At 69.7% G+C, this 19,783-nt stretch carries 18 protein-coding genes; 8 read left to right on the top strand and 10 right to left on the bottom strand.

Translation table 11 applies throughout. The features are described 5' to 3' along the window. Positions 1–81: 81 nt before the first annotated feature. The 8 genes from deoA to ACQ859_RS13105 all read right to left on the bottom strand — a co-directional run bounded on the left by deoA (position 82) and on the right by ACQ859_RS13105 (position 8,589). A complete protein-coding gene (deoA, locus tag ACQ859_RS13140; RefSeq protein ID WP_431266537.1) occupies positions 82–1,401 on the bottom strand; it encodes a thymidine phosphorylase in 1,320 nt (439 codons plus the stop codon). Positions 1,402–1,553: 152 nt separating this feature from the next. Continuing rightward, the gene (gene deoC, locus ACQ859_RS13135) at positions 1,554–2,318 is read right to left on the bottom strand and encodes a deoxyribose-phosphate aldolase (RefSeq protein ID WP_431266145.1); all 765 of its coding nucleotides are present in this window, start codon (positions 2,316–2,318) and stop codon (positions 1,554–1,556) included. A gap of 159 nt (positions 2,319–2,477) precedes the next feature. Beyond that, entirely contained in the window at positions 2,478–3,335 is an 858-nt protein-coding gene (locus ACQ859_RS13130) for a purine-nucleoside phosphorylase (RefSeq protein ID WP_431266144.1), read from the bottom strand. 70 nt (positions 3,336–3,405) lie between these two features. Continuing rightward, positions 3,406–3,864, bottom strand: coding sequence for a cytidine deaminase (locus tag ACQ859_RS13125; RefSeq protein WP_431266143.1), 459 nt, complete (start codon positions 3,862–3,864; stop codon positions 3,406–3,408). 2 nt (positions 3,865–3,866) lie between these two features. After that, the gene (locus ACQ859_RS13120) at positions 3,867–4,832 is read right to left on the bottom strand and encodes an ABC transporter permease (protein ID WP_431266142.1); all 966 of its coding nucleotides are present in this window, start codon (positions 4,830–4,832) and stop codon (positions 3,867–3,869) included. Then, positions 4,825–5,982 carry an ABC transporter permease gene (locus ACQ859_RS13115; protein WP_431266141.1) on the bottom strand — a complete coding sequence of 386 codons (1,158 nt, stop codon included), beginning with the start codon at positions 5,980–5,982 and terminating at the stop codon, positions 4,825–4,827. Before ACQ859_RS13115 ends, ACQ859_RS13120 begins: the two co-directional genes overlap by 8 nt. Next, on the bottom strand, positions 5,979–7,574 hold the full coding sequence (locus ACQ859_RS13110) for an ABC transporter ATP-binding protein (protein WP_431266140.1): 1,596 nt from the start codon (positions 7,572–7,574) through the stop codon (positions 5,979–5,981). The genes ACQ859_RS13115 and ACQ859_RS13110 overlap by 4 nt, the downstream gene beginning before the upstream one ends. A 25-nt stretch (positions 7,575–7,599) precedes the next feature. Continuing rightward, on the bottom strand, positions 7,600–8,589 hold the full coding sequence (locus ACQ859_RS13105) for a BMP family lipoprotein (RefSeq protein ID WP_431053304.1): 990 nt from the start codon (positions 8,587–8,589) through the stop codon (positions 7,600–7,602). Between the two features lie 463 nt (positions 8,590–9,052). On the opposite strand from ACQ859_RS13105, the gene ACQ859_RS13100 reads away from it, so the two are divergent. The 5 genes from ACQ859_RS13100 to ACQ859_RS13080 all read left to right on the top strand — a co-directional run bounded on the left by ACQ859_RS13100 (position 9,053) and on the right by ACQ859_RS13080 (position 14,482). Further along, positions 9,053–9,334, top strand: coding sequence for a FeoA family protein (locus ACQ859_RS13100; protein WP_431266139.1), 282 nt, complete (start codon positions 9,053–9,055; stop codon positions 9,332–9,334). Between the two features lie 42 nt (positions 9,335–9,376). Then, a complete protein-coding gene (gene feoB / locus ACQ859_RS13095) occupies positions 9,377–11,188 on the top strand; it encodes a ferrous iron transporter B (RefSeq protein WP_431266138.1) in 1,812 nt (603 codons plus the stop codon). Between the two features lie 167 nt (positions 11,189–11,355). After that, a complete protein-coding gene (locus ACQ859_RS13090) occupies positions 11,356–13,176 on the top strand; it encodes a DUF885 domain-containing protein (RefSeq protein WP_431266137.1) in 1,821 nt (606 codons plus the stop codon). Continuing rightward, positions 13,173–13,421, top strand: coding sequence for a SlyX family protein (locus ACQ859_RS13085; protein ID WP_431266136.1), 249 nt, complete (start codon positions 13,173–13,175; stop codon positions 13,419–13,421). Before ACQ859_RS13090 ends, ACQ859_RS13085 begins: the two co-directional genes overlap by 4 nt. Positions 13,422–13,744: 323 nt before the next feature. Next, on the top strand, positions 13,745–14,482 hold the full coding sequence (locus ACQ859_RS13080; RefSeq protein ID WP_431266135.1) for a hypothetical protein: 738 nt from the start codon (positions 13,745–13,747) through the stop codon (positions 14,480–14,482). Positions 14,483–14,550: 68 nt separating this feature from the next. Here ACQ859_RS13080 and ACQ859_RS13075 read toward each other — a convergent pair whose 3' ends face one another. Together ACQ859_RS13075 and lepB are read right to left on the bottom strand one after the other, a co-directional pair. Then, on the bottom strand, positions 14,551–15,261 hold the full coding sequence (locus ACQ859_RS13075) for a glutathione S-transferase N-terminal domain-containing protein (RefSeq protein WP_431266134.1): 711 nt from the start codon (positions 15,259–15,261) through the stop codon (positions 14,551–14,553). Between the two features lie 139 nt (positions 15,262–15,400). After that, a complete protein-coding gene (gene lepB, locus ACQ859_RS13070) occupies positions 15,401–16,081 on the bottom strand; it encodes a signal peptidase I (protein WP_431266133.1) in 681 nt (226 codons plus the stop codon). 215 nt (positions 16,082–16,296) lie between these two features. Here lepB and ACQ859_RS13065 point away from each other — a divergent pair, with 215 nt between their 5' ends. From ACQ859_RS13065 to ACQ859_RS13055, 3 genes are all read left to right on the top strand, one after another. Beyond that, complete coding sequence (locus tag ACQ859_RS13065) at positions 16,297–16,650, top strand: DUF2946 family protein (protein ID WP_431266132.1); 354 nt, start codon at positions 16,297–16,299, stop codon at positions 16,648–16,650. 138 nt (positions 16,651–16,788) lie between these two features. Beyond that, positions 16,789–18,975, top strand: coding sequence for a TonB-dependent receptor (locus ACQ859_RS13060; RefSeq protein WP_431266131.1), 2,187 nt, complete (start codon positions 16,789–16,791; stop codon positions 18,973–18,975). A 123-nt stretch (positions 18,976–19,098) separates the two neighbouring features. Continuing rightward, positions 19,099–19,779, top strand: coding sequence for a class I SAM-dependent methyltransferase (locus ACQ859_RS13055; RefSeq protein ID WP_431266130.1), 681 nt, complete (start codon positions 19,099–19,101; stop codon positions 19,777–19,779). Positions 19,780–19,783 lie beyond the last annotated feature (4 nt).

The following is a 19,783-nucleotide window of genomic DNA, read 5'->3' as shown; positions in this document are numbered from 1 at the left end:
CCCGGTGCCGGCCGACCGATTTAGCGGAGCCTGCGAGCGTATGAGGGCGGCCGGTACCGGGTCCCGCAGACGTGCTCGGTTTCAGCCCAGTTCGGCCATGACGAGCGGCGCCGGCGTCCAGGACGGGGCGTCGCCGATGGTGATGGCGGCCAGCACTTGCGCGATGGCGCGGTCGGCTGCGGCTTCATCGGCGGCGTGGACAAAGGCGATGGGATCGCCCGCCGCGACGACATCGCCGAGCTGCGCGAAGCGGTCGAGCCCGACGCGCATGTCGAGCGCATCGCCCGGCAGGCGGCGACCGCCGCCGAGCTCGACGATGACAAGGCCGAGGTCGCGCGTGTTCATGCCGACGAGGCGGCCTGCGCGCGGTGCCGGGATCGGGCGCACGACCGGCGCCGCCGCGAGGTAGGCCTCGGGCTTCTCCAGCAGGTCCGCCGGCCCGCCGAGCGCGGCCACCATCTTCGCGAAACGTTCCGCCGCCGCGCCGCTGTCCAGCGCCGCCTGCAGCTTCACGCGCGCCGACGCCGTGTCGGGCGCGAGTCCGCCCAGCACCAGCATCTCGGCGCACAGCGCCAGCGTGAGCTCATGCGTGCGGGTCTCGCGCGGCTTGCGACCGGTCAGGTAGTCGATGGCACCACGCACTTCCAGCGCGTTGCCGACCTCCTGGCCCAGCACCTGGTTCATGTCGGTGATCAGCGCGCGCGTGCGCAGGCCCGCGCCGCCGGCGACATCGACGATGCTCTGCGCGAGCTCGCGTCCGAATTCCGGCGTGGCCGCGAACGCGCCGTTGCCGCACTTGATGTCCATCGCCAGGCCCTGCAGCCCGGCGGCCAGCTTCTTCGACAGGATGCTCGCGGTGATCAGCGGCACGCTCTCCACCGTGGCGGTGATGTCGCGCACCGCGTAGAAGCGCTTGTCGGCCGGCGCCAGATCGCTGGTCTGGCCGATGATGGCGCAGCCCAGCGCGCGCACGATGCGGTCGAAGTCGGCCGGTGCCGGCGTCGTCGTGTAGCCGGGAATGGCCTCGAGCTTGTCGACGGTCCCGCCGGTGTGGCCGAGCCCGCGTCCCGCGATCATCGGCACGTAGCCGCCGCAGGCCGCCACCATCGGCGCGATCATCAGGCTCAGCTTGTCGCCGACGCCGCCGCTCGAATGCTTGTCGAGCACCGGGCCCGGCATGTCGGGCCAGCTCAGCACGCGGCCGCTGTTCATCATCGCGCGCGTCAGCGCGACGGCCTCGTCGCGTCCCATGCCCCGCAGGAACACCGCCATGCCGAGCGCGGCCACCTGGCCTTCGCTCCAGCTGCCGTCCACCAGCCCGCGCACGAAGTGCCCGATCTGGGTGTCGTCCAGCGCGCGTCCCTCACGCTTGGTGCGAATGATTTCCTGAGCCAGCATGATCGCCGCGTCCCTTCGATGTGTTGTCGTTATGCGCCCGCCCCTCGTCCATCGGGGCGGGTCGTCGCGGCCTGCGCTTGTTGAGCGCTTGTTGAGCGCTTGTTGAACGCTGCGTCAGTACTTCCTCAGCGCTGCTTCAATGCGGGTTCGATGCTTCAGTACGCGGCGCTGACGGCTGCGCTGTCCTGTCCGGCCAGCACCGCCTCGATGTCGCCCAGCAGGCCGCTCGCGCCGAAGCGCAGGCGTTGCGGCGTCAGCGCCGCGACGCCGAGCGCGTCGGCCGCCAGCTGCAGGTAGGCACGGGCATCGATCACCGAGCGGATGCCGCCCGAGGCCTTGAAGCCCGCGTTGCCGAAGCCGCTGCCGGCGATCTCGCGCAGCATCGTCGCGGCCGCTTCCGGCGTCGCCGACACCTTGGTCTTGCCGGTGCTCGTCTTGACGAAATCGGCGCCTGCCATCAGCGCCTGGCGCGTGGCCTCGGCGATGCGCGCGGTCGAGCCGAGTTCGCCCGATTCGATGATGACCTTCAGCGTCAGCGGCCGCGTCGCATGCCGGACCTCGGACAGGAACTCACCCACCTCGGTCGACTGGCCCGCCATCAGCGCGCGGTACGGCAGCACGACGTCCACCTCCTGCGCGCCGGCCTGCGCGATCGCGTCGATCTCGGCCAGCACGCGCGGCAGATCCAGGCTGCCGTCGGGGAAGTTGGCGACCGCGGCGACGCGGATGTCCTTGGGCAGCGCGGCACGCGCCTGCGCGACGAACTTCGGCCACACGCACACGGCGGCGACATGGCCGCGCTCCGGTGCGCCGATCGCGCGCGCGCACAAGGCCTCGATATCGGCGGCGGTGTCGCCGTCGTTCAGGCTCGTCAGGTCCAGGCATTGCAGCGCCAGACGCGCCGCTTGTTCCAGACTCATCTCCGACTTCATCATCTCCGACTTCATCGACAACTCCCTACTGCTCATCCATGGACGACCGAACGGTCAGTCCGCACAACAGCCCGCCGGTTCCGGCGATCGATCCATCGGGCAACCGGCCGACCGGGGGCATGGCCCCGATCTTGCACCGGCCGACGATCAGGCCTTCAGCGATTCCAACGTCGCCAGCGAGGCCAAGTACTGGCCCAGGTAGGCGGCGGCGCGGTCGCCCGAAACCTTCGCCTGCTGCAGCGTCAGCGCGTGCGTCAGCGCCTCGTCGGACATGCCCGCGGCCATGTTGGTGATCAGCGCCAGACCGGCGACGCGCAGGCCCGCGTGACGCGCCAGGATGGTCTCCGGCACGGTGCTCATGCCGACCGCGTCCGCGCCCCAGGCGGCGAACATGCGGATCTCCGCCGGCGTCTCGAAGTGCGGGCCGACGGCCCACACGTACACGCCTTCGGTCAGCACCATGTTGTGCTCGCGGGCGATCTTGAAGCCCTGCTGACGCAGCTCGGCGTCGTAGGCGACGCTCATGTCGCAGAAACGGTCGCTGCCCGGCAGGCCCGTCAGCGGCGAGCGCTGCGGCGCGTTGATGTGGTCCGAGATCAGCATCAGGCTGCCCGGGGGCTGGTGCGAGCGCAGGCTGCCCGACGCGTTCGTCAGCACCAGCACCTTTACGCCCCAGGCCTTCAGGCTGCGGATCGCGCCGGCCATGCCGGTGCAGTCGCCGCTCTCGTAGGTGTGGGCGCGGCCGCGCAGCATCGCCACGCGTTGCTGGCCGACACGGCCCACGGCGATCTCGGCCACGTGGCCTTCGACCTTGGGCTGCGGGAAGGCCGGCAGCTGCGCGTACGGCAGATGCTTCACATCCTGCAGCTGATCGACGGCGCCGGACCAGCCGGAACCCAGCACGACGGCGACTTCAGGGCCTTGCTCGCCGAAGGTCGACTTCAGCGTGGCGATGCTGGCGGTGATGGCGGCGTCGAGTTCGGCGCCTTGCAGGGGGATGGACATGTTCGTTCTCCTGTCGCGGCCACGGCGGCCGCGTCGATGTCGGTGTGGATGTCGGCGCGGATGTCGACGTTCAGGGTTTCAGGTGATCCGGACCGAAGCTGGCGGGCAGCAGCTGCTCCAGGGTCCAGTGCGCGCGCACGCCGGAGGCGTCGCCCGCGATCACGATGAGTTCTTCAGGCCGCGCGAACTCGCGCAGCTTCTGGCGGCAGCCGCCGCAGGGGGTGATGATTTCCGAGCCGGCGCCGGTGACCATCACCGCGCGCGCCACGCGCCCGCCGCCCATGATCATGTGGCCGAGGGCGTTGGTCTCCGCGCACCAGCCTTGCGGGTAGGCGGCGTTCTCGATGTTGCAGCCGGCGTGGATGCGGCCGTGCTCGTCGAGCACCGCGGCGCCGACGAAGTACTTCGAATACGGCGCGTGCGAATGCTGCCGGGCGTCGAGCGCCGCCTTCAGCAGGCGCTCGATGACGTCGGCGGGCAGCGGGATCGCCGCGATCAGGGCTTGGGCCTGGGTGGAACCGGTGCTCATGCTCAGCGCTCCTTCACGTAGGGCTTGCTCAGCGCCTTGGGCGCGATCGCCTGGCCGATGAAGCCGGCCAGCAGCACCACCGTCAGGATGTAGGGCAGCGCCTGGATGAGCTGCACCGGCACCTCGCCGATGCCCGGCAGCGACACGCCCTGCAGGCGGATCGCGACGGCGTCCAGGAAGCCGAACAGCAGGCAGGCGCACAGCGTCGGCACCGGCTTCCACTTGCCGAAGATCATCGCGGCCAGCGCGATGAAGCCGCGGCCCGCGGTCATGTTGGGCGAGAACGAGGCGTTCTGTGCCAGCGTCAGGTAGGCGCCGCCGAGGCCGCACAGGATGCCGTTGAGCGCCAGCGCGGTGTAGCGCAGCCGCGGCACGGACACGCCGGCGGCGTCGACCATCGCCGGGTTCTCGCCGACCGCGCGCAGGCGCAGGCCGGGGCGCGTGCGCTCCAGGAAGAACCACACGACGACGACCAGCAGGAAGGCCAGGTAGACCAGCGCGTTGTGGCTCAGCAGGCCATGGCCGATGACCGAGGCCATCCAGCTGCCGGGCGTGGGCTCGGCCCACTGCGGCAGCAGGCCGGTGACGCGTTGCTCGGCGCCGATCGGCGGCGTCTGGCCGCCCTGCGCGAACCAGGCGATGCCCAGCACCACCGTCAGGCCGGCGGCCACCATGTTCAGCGCGACACCGGAGACGACCTGGTCGCCGCGGTGCGTCACCGTCGCGAAGCCGTGGATCATGGACATCGTGATGGCGACGCCGATCGCGGCCAGCAGGCCGAGCGTCGTCGAGTGCGACACGCTGGCCACCGCCGCCGCGGCGAACGCGGCGGACAGCATCTTGCCTTCCAGGCCGATGTCGACGACGCCGGAGCGCTCGGACAGCAGGCCGGCGAGCGCGGCGAACAGCAGCGGCGTGGTGACGCGCAGCGTCGACGCCAGTACGGAGCCGATCAGGACCTCATCCATTCGACTTCCCTCCAGCAGCGGCTGCGCTGCCTGCAACGCCTGCCTGGCGCTTGCGGGCCACCGCCGCGTACAGCTTCGCGAACATCGGCGCGCTCACCATCGCCATCGCGCCGGCGAACAGCACGATCAGGCCCTGCACGGTCACGACCATCTCCCGGCTGAAGCCGGGGACCTCGAACGAGACTTCGACGCCGCCCTGGTACAGTGTGCCGAAGAGCAGCGAGGCCAGCACGATGCCGACCGGATGGTTGCGTCCCATCAGCGCCACCGCGATGCCGGTGAAGCCGGCGCCGGCGACGAAGTCCAGCGTCAGCTTGCCCTGCACGCCGGCGATCTCGTTGACGCCGACCAGCCCGGCCAGCGCACCCGACAGCCCCATCGCAGCCAGCACCTGCCAGCGCGGCTTGATGCCGGCGTAGTGGGCGGCGCTCGGGTTGGAGCCGACCGCGCGCAGCACGTACCCGGCGCGGCTCTTCCACAGGAACCACCAGACGAAGACGCAGGCCGCGACGGCCAGCAGGATGGACAGGTTCAGCGGCGAGGACGGCCATTCGATGCCGACCTTCGCGAGCAGTTCATGGACCGCCGGCATGCGCGCCGAGTCGGCGAAGGCGTCGCTCTCGACCGACATCGAGCCGTTCGGGCGCAGCCAGTTCACGAGCAGGTAGCCGTTGAGGCTGGCCGCGAGGAAGTTGAACATGATGGTCGTGATGACCACGTGGCTGCCGCGCCAAGCCTGCAGGTAGCCGGGCACCGCGGCCCAGACCATGCCGAACAGCGCCGCCGCGACGATCGCCAGCGGGATCATCACGAAGCCCGGCAGCTTGGGCGCGAGCCACAGCGACAGCAGCCCCACGCCGATGCCGCCCAGCGTCGCCTGCCCTTCCCCGCCGATGTTGAACAGGCCGCCGTGGAAGGCGACCGCGACCGCCAGGCCGGTGAAGATGAAGGTGGTCGTGTAGTACAGCGTGTAGCCGAGGCCGCGCGCGCTGCCGAGCGCGCCCTCGAGCAGCACCGTCAGCGCCTGCATCGGGCTGGCGCCGATCAGCAGCACCACGCCGCCGGCCACCGCCAGCGCGATCAGCAGGTTCCACAGCGGCAGGAGGACCAGGTCCATCCAGCGCGGCATCTGCAAGGCTTGGCTGCTCATGGGGCGGTCGCCGCGACGGCGGTCTTCTCGTGGTTCGGGGAGGCTGACATCAGCAGGCCCAGGTTCTTCTCGGAGCACTCGTCGATCGCGAGTTCGCCGGTGATGCGGCCGGCGTTCATGACGATGACGCGATCGGCCAGCGCCAGGATCTCGTCGAGCTCGCTGGACACGACCAGGATGGCGCAGCCGGCGTCGCGCAGGCGGCGCAGCTGGTTGTGGATGAATTCGATGGCGCCGATGTCGACGCCGCGCGTCGGCTGGCCGACCAGCAGCACCGCCGGGCTCTGGCCGATCTCGCGCGCCAGGATCAGCTTCTGCTGGTTGCCGCCGGAGAACTTCGACGAGCCCAGCTCCGCGTTGCGCGGACGGACGTCGAAGCGCTCCATCATTTCGGCGGTCTGCGCGCGCAGGTGGCGCTGGTTCATGCCCAGGCCCATCGGGCCGGCGCGGTAGGCGTCCTGCTCGTGATAGCCGAGCGCGGCCGTTTCCCATGCGGGGAAGTCCAGCACCATGCCGAGCGCGTGGCGGTCCTCCGGCACGTGCGCGAGCTTGAGCTCGCGCGCCGTGCGCGGATCCATCCATGAGGTGGGGCGGAAGTCGCGGCCCGCGACGTGCAGCGTGCCGGCGTCCGGCGCGCGCATGCCCGCGAGCACTTCCAGCAGTTCGCTCTGGCCGTTGCCCGAGACGCCGGCCACGCCGACGATCTCGCCCGGACGCAGGACCAGCGTCGCGTTGCTCAGCAGGTGCACGCCGGAGCCGGAATCGCCCGCGACCGTCAGGCCCTCGGCCTTCAGCACCGGCTGCTCCGACGGCGGTTTGATCGCACCGTCGTCACGACCGAGGTTGACCTTGCGGCCGACCATGCTCTCGGCCAGGTCCTCGGGACTGGTCTCGCCGATCGCGCAGGTCTTGATCACGGCGCCCGCGCGCATCACGGTCACGGCGTCGCACAGCGCCATCACCTCGCGCAGCTTGTGCGTGATCAGCAGGATGGTGGTGCCGCGCTCGCGCAGGCGGCGCAGGACCTCGAACAGCTGGTCGGTCTCCTGCGGCGTCAGCACCGCGGTCGGCTCGTCCAGGATGAGGATCTTCGCGCCGCGGTACAGCGCCTTCAGGATCTCCAGGCGCTGCATCTCGCCGACCGGCAGGTCCGCGACGGTCGCGTCCAGGCGCACCGTCAGGCCGGTGTCGCGCATCAGCGCCTCGAGCTCCTGGCGCACCTGGCGCTTCGCGCGCGAGAGGAAGAAGGCTGGCTCCGCGCCCAGCATCACGTTGTCCAGCGCGGACAGCGTGTCCACCAGCATGAAGTGCTGATGCACCATGCCGATGCCCAGCGCGATGGCCTGCTGCGAGTTGGCGATGGTCACGCGCTGGCCGTCGACCTCGATGTGGCCCTCGTCGGCGTGGTAGTAGCCGTAGAGGATGGCCATCAGCGTGCTCTTGCCGGCGCCGTTCTCGCCGACCAGGCCGTGCACGGTGCCGCGCTCGACGGCCAAGCTCACCGACCGGTTGGCCTGCACCGCGCCGAAGCGCTTGGAGATCTCGCACAGACGGACCGCGGGCGCGGCGGCGCCGCGTGGGGACTGTGTCATGTCAGGAACGCTCGCTCGCGAGGGGTCAGTTCTTGCAGGCGTTGTCCGCCATGTAGTCCGCGACCTTGATCTTGCCGGCGATGATGTCGGCCTTGTACGCGTCCAGCTTGGTCTTGATCGCGGGAGCGATCAGCTTGGCGTTGTTCGCGTCGACGGCGTACTCGACGCCGCCTTCCTTCAGGCCCAGCACGCTGATGCCGGGCTTCCATTCCTTGAGCACGTTGTAGACGGCAACGTCCACGCGCTTGACCATCGAGCTCAGCATGGTGCCGGGCTGCAGGTGGTTCTGGTTGCTGTCGACGCCGATGGCCAGCTTGCCCGCGTCCTTGGCCGCCTGGTAGACGCCGACGCCGGTGCCGCCGGCCGCGGCGAAGACCACGTCCACGCCCTTGGCGAACTGGGCCTTGGCCAGCTCGCCGCCGCGGGTCGGATCGTTCCAGGCCGAGGCCGTCGTGCCGGTCATGTTCTTGAAGACTTCCGCCTTCGGATTGGCCGCCTTGGCGCCCTGCTCATAGCCGCATTCGAACTTGCGGATCAGCGGGATGTCCATGCCGCCCACGAAGCCGACCTTGCCGGTCTTGCTGGTCAGCGCGGCCAGCGCGCCGACGAGGAAGCTGCCTTCCTGCTCCTTGAACAGCACCGACTGCACGTTGGGCTGGTTGACCTTCTCGTCGATGATGACGAACTTGGTCTTGGGGAAGTCCTTGGCCACCTGGTTCAGCGCGGACGCCTGGGCGAAGCCCACCGAGATGATGGGGCTCGCGCCGCGCTCGGCCATGCGGCGGATCGCCTGCACGCGCTGGGTCTCGTTGCTGATCTCGAACTCGAGGTACTTGCCGCCCGTGTCCTTCTTCCACTGCTCGACGCCGCGGTACGCGGCCTCGTTGAACGACTTGTCGAACTTGCCGCCCATGTCGAAGATCACCGCCGGGGTGGTCTGCGCGGCAGCCGCGCCGGCCGTCAGGGCCAAGGCCAAGCCAGCCGCAAGGGGAGAGAACGACAGGAAGGACTTCATCATTTGCAGTCTCGATGCGAAGGGTGAGGAGCAGCCGAGCATTCTAAGAAGGCGCGAGTGTAAGCCACGTCAAGGTAAACGCTAAACGTTTGCGGGGTCGTCAAAACAGGAGGCGGCTCACTAGTCGGAGGCGTTGCGCCGGCTGGGAATGCCGCTATCGACAAGCACGTCCCGTGCCCAGATCGCCCTACCCCGTCGGCCAAGCGCGGGCTCTCCGCGACGCAGGGGGCATCGCGTCCGCGAACCCCCAGCATCACGCCGGCCCCACGCCCACTTGCTGACTTCCCGTCGTTTGGGCTCGCTGACTTCGTCCCTTTCGAGGGAGTGCATCGTTGGGCGAGTCGCAGTCCGCCCTCGGGTTGACCGAAGCCTGACCTCGGTTCGGCGAGAGAAGTTGAGAATCACTATCATTTAGAATCTTTCGCTTCGCAAGCCCGCAGGCTCCTCCCGAGATCCCCACGACATGAGCGCCGTTCTCCAAGCCCCCACCCTCGCGCAGGCCGCCATCGGCCAGGCGCACCGCGTCAAGGCGCTGCAGGCACCGGCGCATGCGCCGGAATGGAAACAGATGCTGGAGGAACTGGGCTTCGTCGCCGGTGAACACGTCGCCGTGCTGGCCCGCGCCATGCCCGGCGCCGATCCGCTGGTGGTGCGCATCGGCCAGTCGACCTTCGCGCTGCGCCGCGCGGAAGCCGAATGCGTGGAGCTCGAAAGCTCGGGCAAGACGGGAGCCACCCATGCGTGAGTCCGTCGTCCACATCCATCCGGCCGGCCCCTGCTGGCGCTGGTGGGCAATCCGAACTGCGGCAAGACCGCCCTGTTCAACCGCCTGACCGGCAGCCGCCAGAAGGTCGCCAACTACGCCGGCGTGACCGTCGAGCGCAAGGAAGGCCGCCTCAAGACCGCCGCCGGCAAGCTGCTGCGCGTGCTGGACCTGCCGGGCACGTACTCGCTGTATCCGCGCTCGCCGGACGAGCGCGTCACCGTCGACGTGCTGGCCGGCCGCGCGCAGGGCGAGAAGCGCCCCGACCTGATCGTCTGCGTGCTGGATGCGACCAACCTGCGTCGCAATCTGCGCCTGTTCCTGTCGGTGCAGCGCCAGGGCCTGCCCTGCGTGGTCGCGCTGAACATGGCCGATCTGGCGCAACGTCGCGGCATCGTCGTCGACACGCAGAAGCTGAGCGCACTGCTCGGCGTGCCGGTGATCCGCACGGTGGCGACCGACGGCGAAGGCATCGACGACCTGCGCGCGGTGCTGGACGAGCCGGACCGCTGGCGCACCGACGCGGTCACCGCCGAAGGCGAGGACACCGCGCGCATCAACCACATCCTGAAGGAGCTGGGCCTCGACACGCTGCAGGGCGAACTGCCCAGCGACAAGGTCGACCGCTTCGTGCTGCACCCGGTGCTGGGCCCCATCCTGCTGGCGGTGCTGCTGTTCTTCCTGTTCCAGGCGGTGTTCGCGTGGGCCGAGGCGCCGATGGGCTGGATCGAGGCCGCGACCGGATGGCTCGGCGAGCAGGCCGGCGCGCTGCTGCCCGAGGGCCATCTGCGCAGCCTGGTTGTGGACGGCCTGATCGCGGGCGTGGGCGGCGTGCTGGTGTTCCTGCCGCAGATCCTGATCCTGTTCTTCTTCATCCTGCTGCTGGAAGAGTCCGGCTACCTGCCGCGCGCGGCCTTCCTGCTGGACCGGCTGATGGGCTCGGTGGGCCTGTCGGGCCGCAGCTTCATCCCGCTGCTGTCGAGCTTCGCCTGCGCGATCCCCGGGATCATGGCGACGCGCTCGATCGCGAGCCCGCGCGACCGGCTGGTCACCATCCTGATCGCGCCGCTGATGACCTGCTCGGCGCGGCTGCCGGTGTACGCGCTGCTGATCGGCGCCTTCATCCCGCAGCGCGAGCTGTGGGGCGGCATCGAGCTGCAGGGCCTGGTGCTGTTCGTCCTGTACTTCGCCGGAATCATCGCGGCGATGGCGGTGGCGTGGCTGCTGAAGCGCTTCACGAATGCCGGCCGCCAGGTGCGTCCGCTGATGATGGAGCTGCCCAGCTACCACTGGCCGCATGCGCGCAACGTGGCGATCGGGCTGCTGCAGCGCGCGGAGATCTTCATCAAGCGCGTGGGCGGCATCATCCTGGCGCTGACGCTGCTGCTGTGGGTGCTGTCGACCTTCCCCGGCGCGCCGGAAGGCGCGACCGGCCCGGCGATCGAGTACAGCTTCGCCGGCTACCTGGGCCGTGGCCTCGCGACGATCTTCGAGCCGATCGGCTTCAACTGGCAGATCAGCCTGGCGCTGGTGCCGGGCATGGCCGCCCGCGAGATCGCGGTCAGCGCGCTGGGCACGGTGTACTCGCTGTCGGCCACCGGCGATGAGGCCGCGCAGGCGCTGACGCCGCTGATCGCCTCGACCTGGGGGCTGCCGACGGCGTTCTCGCTGCTGGCCTGGTTCGTGTTCGCGCCGCAGTGCCTGTCGACGATCGCGGCGGTCAAGCGCGAGACCGGCGGCTACAAGATCCCGGCGATCATGCTGACCTACCTGTTCGTGCTCGCCTACGTGGCGTCCTGGCTGACCTTCCACGTGAGCCGCTGGCTGCTGACGTGATGCCGGACTGAGGTCGACCCGGGCCGGTGTCGACATCGACACACCAGGGCGCCGATCGCGTCGATCGGCGCCCTTTGCTTTTGGCACGCTGTCGCGCCGGGTCGCGCAAAGCTATGCTCGCGCCCCATGATGAATCGCCCCACCCGTCACCCCTTTCCGCGCTGGCCGTGGCCGCGCTGACCACCCTCGTCGCGCTGTCCGCCGGCACCGCCTTCGCCGCCGACGCGCCGAAGCCGACGCGCGCCGTCATCAAGCTGGAGCCGGAGCAGACCCTGGACGTCGACACCCGCTTCCAGCGCCTGGCCAACGACTACATCGAAGCGCTCTGGCGCCTGGACCCGGACGCCGCCATCGGCGCCGGCCGTTATGAATACGCCGCCGAGCTGCCCGCGCCCGACCGCGCGATGCGCGCCCGCTCGCTGGGTTTCACGAACGACTGGCTCAAGCGCTTCGAGGCCGTCGACGCGAAGACGCTGGGCGCGGCCTCGCGCACCGACCTGGGACAGCTGCTCAACAAGCTGCGCAGCGACCGCTTCCAGCTGACCGAGCTGCGCGAGTACGAGTGGAATCCGTCCTTCCTCAACATCGCCGGCCCGATCGACTACATCCTGGCCACGGACTACGCGCCGCTGCCGGTGCGCCTGAAGACGATCTCCGCACGTCTGGCGCTGGTGCCGGCGTACTACCGCGCCGGCGCGGCGCTGCTGAAGCAGCCGACGCTGGAACACACGCAGCTGGCGATCGACCAGGCGCCGGGCGTGCTGAGCGTGCTGGACGAAGTGGCCAAGGCCGCGCAGGGTCCTGACGCCGCGTCGCTGACCGAGACCGAGCGCAAGCAGCTGGCCGATCGCATCGCCGCGGCGAAGACCGCCGTCGAGGGTTATCGCACGCAGCTGCAGCAGTTGCTGGCCGACGGCAAGACCAGCGGCAAGGCGCGCAGCTTCCGCCTGGGCAAGGCGCTGTACGAGCAGAAGTTCGGCTACGACATCCAGTCGGTGCATTCCGCCGAGCAGATGTACCAGCGCGCGCTGAAGGCGCGCGAGGCGCTGCTGACGCAGATGGCGCAGATCTCCGACCAGCTCTGGACGCAGACGATGGGCGACGCGCCCAAGCCGGAGGACCGCTTCGCCCGCATCGGCGCGGTGATCGGCAAGCTGAGCGAGCAGCACGTCAAGCGCGAGGACTTCGTGAAGGAGATCCGCGCGCAGATCCCGCAGCTGGAGCGCTGGATCACCGAGCACGACCTGCTGACGCAGGACGCGAGCAAGCCGCTGATCGTGCGCGAGACGCCGGTGTACCAGCGCGGCGTGGCCGGCGCCGGCATCGAGGCCCCCGGCCCCTACCGGCCGCAGGACCGCACCTACTACAACGTGACGCCGCTGGACGACCTGACTCCGGAGCAGGCGGAGAGCTCGCTGCGCGAGTACAACCGCTGGATCCTGCAGATCCTCAACATCCACGAGGCGGTGCCGGGCCACTACACGCAGCTGGTGCACGCGAACAAGTCGCCGTCGCTGGTCAAGACGCTGTTCGGCAACGGCGCGATGGTCGAAGGCTGGGCGGTCTACGGCGAGCGGATGATGCTGGAGTCCGGCTACGGCGGGAACGCGCCGGAGATGTGGCTCATGTGGGGCAAGTGGAACCTGCGCAGCGTCACCAACACGATCCTGGACTACAACGTGCACGTGCTGGGCATGACCGAGGCCCAGGCGCTGGACCTGCTGCAGCGCCAGGCCTTCCAGACCGAGCGCGAGGCTCGCGAGAAGTGGCGCCGGGTGCAGCTGACCTCGGTGCAGCTGACGAGCTACTTCAGCGGCTACAGCGACATCATGGAGCTGCGTGAGCAGCGCAAGCAGGCGCTGGGCAAGGACTTCCAGCTCAAGGCCTTCAACGAGCAGTTCCTGAGCTACGGGAATGCGCCGGTGTCGGTGATCTCGGAGCTGATGTCGCAGCCCGTGGCAAAGGCAGCAACGAAGGCGGCGCAATGAGCGAGGTCGCGGGCAACGGCGGTCCGGCCGAGGAGGTTCGCGTCCTCGAGGCTCGCGTCACGGAGCTGGAGATCAAGGCCAGCTTCGCCGAGGACCTCGTCGACCACCTGAACGCGCAGGTCGCCAAGCAGCAGGAGCAGATCGACGCGCTGGTGCGCGAGGTTATGCAGCTGCGCCGGCAGGTGCCGGAAGGTCGCGGCGACGGCACCGGCGGGCTGCGGGACGAATTGCCGCCGCATTACTGAGCGAGGCCGCTCGCCCTCACCCCCGCCCTCTCCCGCAAGCGGGAGAGGGAGTCCGACCGGTGCTCCTCGCAGCGCCCACTCCTCTCGCTCCCTCTCCCGCCCTCGCTCCCTCTCCCGCTTGCGGGAGAGGGTCGGGGTGAGGGCCAGCGGCGGTGGAAGTACCGAAGCCCTCTTGCTCTCCCGCACTGCCGGAACGGTTTGGGGCAAGGAACTTCAAAGGACGAAAGTCAGATGTGTGGCGGCGGTGATCGGCGCAGCATCGCGCTGCGCGATGTCAAGGTCCCACCGGGTGGTCGGTGGGTCTGTTGCGCCAGGGAGTTTCCATGTTCGACAAGATCAAACCCGGCCATGTACTGCGCTTCAACGGCACCGACCCGGGCGACATCGTCCCGCCGGCCGCGACGGCCGTGGGCAACGACATCACCGCCGAGACGCGCTGGACCGCCCAATCGGTGCTGGGCCGTGTCGACCTGGTCTCACATCCGACCGGACCGCTGGCCGACATGGCCGCCGAGGTGGCCAAGAAGCTGCGCCCGGGCATCAGCCTGACGCGGCTGGTCAGCTACTCCGACACTGCCAAGGAGCACACGCCGCAGAACCGGTTCCTCGGCGCGGCGCTGTGCGACTTCGTCGGCTATGTCGACGGCCGCAGCAACTACATCGCCACCGATCGCGCCGTCATCAGCAAGGACTTCAGCGGCTGCCTGATGGTCAGCTACGTCGTCAATGGCGAGCGCCGCGTCGCGCATTCGGCGGCGAGCCAGGATCCCGCCCGCGACTGCAAGCAGGCTTTCCTGACCACGCTGCAAGGCCAGAACGCCCGGCAGTTGAGCTGGTTCAAGCCCTACACCACCGACGAAGCCGCGGGCTTCATCCAGCGCTTCGCGGTGGCGAGCCCCCACGTGGGCGGCCGGCCCAACCGCATGACGACTTTCGGCGTCGTCACGTCGACCGGCGACGCCTACGCCATCGAAGCGTTCAAGCCGCTGGCGGCGGTTCAGAACGACTGGATCGTCACGGCCGTGCGGCGGCCGCAGATCCGCAGTTCCTGGACCGTTTGACCTGGACCGTTTGACCTGGGCCGTCGCCCCCTGGGGCGCCAGACCCAGCCCCGTCCGCCGGCCTCGACTCAGGCCGCCGGCCGCGCCGGGATGTTCAACCCGCGCTTGACCGCGTCGCGCGCCAGGAACGCCTCCAGCACGCGCTGCACGTTCTTGAACTCGCTGAAGCCGACGAGGTCGCCCGCGCCGTAGAAGCCCACCAGGTTGTTGACCCAGGGCCAGATGGCGATGTCGGCGATCGTGTACTCGTCGCCCATGATCCAGCCGCGGCCGGTCAGGCGCTGCTCGAGCACGCCCAGCAGGCGCTTGGATTCGTTGAGGTAGCGGTCGCGGGGACGTTTGTCCTCGTAGTCCTTGCCGGCGAATTTGTGGAAGAAGCCGACCTGGCCGAACATCGGCCCGATGCCGCCCATCTGGAACATCACCCACTGCAGCGTCTCGTAGCGGCGTGCCGGGTCTTGCGGGATCAGCTGGCCGGTCTTCTCCGCGAGGTAGACCAGGATCGCGCCGGACTCGAACAGCGGCAGCGGCTGGCCACCGGGGCCGTCCGGATCGATGATCGCGGGGATCTTGTTGTTCGGGTTCAGCGACAGGAACTCGGGCGTGAGCTGGTCGTCGGTCTGGAAGCTGACCAGGTGCGGCTCGTAGGCCAGGCCCAGTTCTTCCAGTGCGATCGACACCTTCACGCCGTTGGGCGTCGGCAGCGAGTACAGCTGCAGGCGCTCGGGGTGCTGCGCGGGCCACTTCTTGGTGATGGGGAAGCTGGACAGGTCCGTCATGAAGGTTCCGTCGGAATGTTGTGAAGGCGCCGGTGAGGCGTGATTGACGGACCATTCTCTGCGGCCCCGGAGAGACCCTGCGGGGGACGGGTCAATGGGTTCCGTGCACAGGGCGATCCGTGCACGGGACGCATCGCGCTCAGCGCAGCGGCGCTGCGAACCGGTCCCAGCGCGGCGCCCAGTGCCCGGTGATGTCGGCCGAGACGAGCACGCGATGCGCCTGCCCGATGATCAGCCGACGCGGCACGAGGCCGATGAAGCGCGAGTCCTCGCTGTTGTCGCGGTTGTCGCCCATCATGAAGAACTGGTCCGCCGGCACGGCGAGCGGGCCGAAGTCGCGCCGCGCGCGCACCTCGGGCAGGAACTGCACGATGCGGCGCTGACCGCCCCAGGCCTCGACCTCGCGCACGCCGCGCACCGCGACGCCGGGCGCGAGCGCCTCGGCGACCTCCTCCACCGGCGCGTAGTCCGCCGGCTGGCCGTTGAGGATGAGCCGGTCGCCGCGCAATTCGACGATGTCGCCGGGCACGGCGACGATGCGCTTGATCAGGCGCGTGCCGTCGCGCGGCGAACTGAAGGTGACGACATCACCCCGCATCGGCTCGCCGACGCGGCGCAGCGAGAGGTCGGTCAGCGGCAGCTTCCAGTCGTAGGCGAGGCGTTCGACGAACACGACGTCCCCTTCGAGGATGGTCGGTCGCATCGACCCGCTGGGCACCGGATTCCAGTCCGCGATCGCGGTGCGGAAGAACAGGAAACCGGCCAGGAACAGCAGGAAACCGCGGTTCTCGCGGAACCAGGCGGCGACAGGGATCTTCATGGGGACGCTCCAAGGATCGGACGACGAGGCCCCAGTGTGTCGAGGCCCGGGCCGCCCGTGGGCCGCGTGCGGCGATTGGCGGGAATCCACGCGTGAGTGGCGGCACGCGCGTCGATTCGACTGTCATTCGCCCACAGTTCGCCCCTGCCCTGACGACAGCTTCGCGACAGCCTGACGTTCGTCCGGACGGTTCCCGACCTTCATAATTCCGCGCCATGCGCAAGCACCTCCTGCACTTGCTGCTCCCGCTGTTCATGCTGCTCTCGCAGCAGGGCGCGGTGTGGCATGGCATCGGTCATCTGACCGGTGCGCGAGGGCATGCGCCGGCGACCGCCTCGGTCCAGGCCGGGCGCGACGACGTCGCCCACGCCGATCCGGACGACCTGTCCGCAGATCAGCTGTGCGAGGTCTGCCTGGCCTTCGACGACCTCGCCGCCTCGGCCCGCGCCGAGGCGCCGGTGCTCGCGCTGGCCGAGGCCGTGCACGTCCAGGCGGCCGCCGCCGAGCGCGTCGCGCGCTCGATGCCCGCGCCGCCGCCGCGCAGCCGCGGCCCGCCCCTGGCGATCTGAGCTCGACCTCCTGACCGCAACGCCGTCCGCCCGCGCCCGAGCGCTTCGAACGATCTCCACGATCGGCTGAAGCCTCCGGCGAACGGGCCTCGCCGGCCGGCCTGCGCTCGACCGAATTCAGATTGCCAGAGATTCACCATGACCCATCCTCCCCTGCGCGTGCTCGCGCTTTCCCTGTCGCTCGCCTATCCGCTGCTGCACGCGCTGCCGGCGCGTGCCGATGACACCGCCACCGCCTCTGCGGCGGTCGCCACGACCAGCACCGTTGAAGCGCCCACCGCCGCCGGCGGCGCGGCACTTCCCACCGTCCAGGTCCAGGGCGCGCGCAGCCGCCTCGACGCGGCGCGCAACGGCCTGTCGCCGGACACCGGCAGCACGATCTACAAGTTCGACAAGAACGACATCGCCCGCCTCCCGCAAGGCGACGACACCCCGCTGAACCAGGTGCTGCTGCAGACGCCGGGCGTCGTGCAGGACTCCTACGGTGGCCTGCACGTGCGCGGCGACCACGCCAACCTGCAGTACCGCATCAACGGCGTCGTCATCCCCGAGTCCATCAGCGGCTTCGGACAGACGCTGGAGACGCGCTTCGCCGACAGCATCAGCCTGCTGACCGGCGCACTGCCGGCGCAATACGGCTACCGGACCGCCGGCATCGTGGACATCACCACCAAGGGCGTGGGCGACGACGACAAGCCCTTCACCGGCAGCGCCGGCATCACGCTGGGCACGCAGCGCTCGCGCGAGCTCGACCTGTCGGTGCACGGCACGCAGGGCCGGCTGAGCTACGAGGTCAGCGGCTCCTTCCTCGGCAACGACCTGGGCATCGAGAACCCGACGGCCTCGCGCGACGCGCTGCACGACCGCACGCACCAGGGCAAGGGCTTCGGCCTGGTGTCCTACCTGCTCGACGACGACAGCCGCATCACCGCGATGGCCGGCGTCACCGACAACCGTTTCCAGATCCCGAACTCGCCGGGGCAGTCGACCGCCTTCACGATCGCCGGCACGCCGGACAAGGACTCGAGCACGCTGGACGCGCACCAGCGCGAGCGCAACCGCTTCGCCGTCGTCAGCTACCAGAGCGTGATCGGCCGCGACATCGACTACCAGGTCTCGCTGTTCCACCGCTACACCGACGTCCACTACACGCCGGACACGACCGGCGACCTGCAGTACCTCGGCGTGGCCGCGAACATCCTGCGCCGCAACGAGGCCAACGGCGTGCAGGCCGACGCCAGTTGGCGACTCGACAGCGCGCACACGATCCGCACCGGCCTCTTCGCGCAGCGCGAGCACGCCAGCACCGTCAACAACGCCCAGGTGTTCCCGGCCGACGACGACGGCAACCAGACCAGCGGCGTGCCGGTGAGCATCGCCGACAGCGGCCGCCTGAGCGGCCACCTGTGGGGCGCCTATCTGCAGGACGAGTGGAAGCTGGACCGCACGCTGACGCTGAACTACGGCGCACGCTACGACGAGGTCGACACCGTCACGAAGGAACACCAGCTGAGCCCGCGCATCGGCCTGGTCTGGGACGCGGCGCCGACGGTGCGCTTGCATGCGGGCTACGCGCGCTACTTCACGCCGCCGCCGACCGAGAAGATCGACACCACCTCGGTCGCCGCCTTCGCCGGCACGACCAACGCGCTGCCGACGGACGCGGACACGGCAGTGCGCTCCGAGCGCTCGAACTACTACGACGCCGGCGCCGCCTGGCAGGTCACGCCCAAGCTGACGCTGGGCATCGACGGCTACTACCGCGCGGTGCAGCACCTGCAGGACGAGGGCCAGTTCGGCAACGCGCTGATCTACTCGGCCTTCAACTACGCGAAGGGCCGCATCTACGGCGTCGACCTGTCGGCGAGCTACAAGGAGAAGACCTGGTCCGCGTACGCCAACCTCGGCACCACGCACGCCCGCGCGCAGCAGGTCGAGACGGGCCAGTTCAACTTCGAGCAGGACGAGCTCGACTTCATCGCCAACCACTGGGTGCACCTGGACCACGAGCAGAAGCTGAGCGCCTCGGCCGGCGTCAACGTGCGGCTGGACGACGGCTACGCGGTCGGCGCGAGCGCGCTGTTCGGCAGCGGCCTGCGCAACGGCTTCGCCAACACGACGCACCTGCCCTCGTACACCAGCGTCAACGCGGACGTGAGCAAGAAGTTCGACCTCGGCGGCGGCGGTCCGGTGGAAGCGCGGCTGTCGGTGCTCAACCTCTTCGACAAGGGCTACCAGCTGCGTGACGGCTCGGGCATCGGCGTCGGCGCGCCGCAGTACGGCCAGCGCCGCACGGTCTACGTGAGCCTGACGAAGGAGTTCTGACCGGCGCAAGGAACGGCGGCCGTGGCGCCGCCTTCCGCAGCCGTGCGCCGTCCTGTCGCCTGTATCGGGCGAAGGTGGGGCGGCGCACGGCGGCGAGGCCGGGGCCGAGGTAGGCTGTCCCGCATGAATGCCCTGCCCCCGGACCGCCCCGCCTCCGCCGGATCGAACGAGCCCGACGTCACCTCCGAGCCTGCCTCGGACGTCTGGGACCGTCGCTACGCCGCACAGCCGCTGAGCCAGGACGAGGCGTGGTTGAGCGGCTGGCAGCACCGCCTGCCCGGCGTGCGCCGCGCGCTGGACATCGGCTGCGGCGACGGCTGGGAGACCGCCGCGCTGCTGGAGCTGGGCGTCGAGGTCACCGGCATCGACATCTCCGCCGAGGCGCTCGCGCGCTGCCGGCAGCAGTCGCCGCGGGCGCGGCACGTGCTGGCCGACGTGCGCGCGATGCCGATGCTGCCCGACGCCGGCTTCGACCTGGCCGTGGCGCAGCTGTCGCTGCATTACTTCGACCATGACGACACGCAACGCGCGCTGTGCGAGATCGCCCGCGTGCTCGCCCCCGGCGGCCGGCTGATCGGCTGCGTCAACGCCGAGGACGACTGGCACTACGGCGCGCCGGACGACGCGTCGTCCTGGGCCCTCACGGTCGTCGACGGCGTTGCCAAGCAGTTCTTCACCCGCGCGAAGATCGAAGACGTCCTAGCCGCGTGCTTCGACATCGAGCACCTCGACAAGCGCACGCTGAGCCGTTACGGCAAACCGAAATCGGTGTGGGAGTTCTTCTGCACGAAGAAGCCGGAGTGAACCG

The organism is Roseateles chitinivorans, from assembly GCF_050632235.1.
In the GTDB taxonomy this organism is placed as follows: domain Bacteria; phylum Pseudomonadota; class Gammaproteobacteria; order Burkholderiales; family Burkholderiaceae_C; genus Roseateles; species Roseateles chitinivorans_A.
Note: the sequence above shows the minus strand (reverse complement) of the source record. Positions and strands in the feature narration are given on the sequence as shown.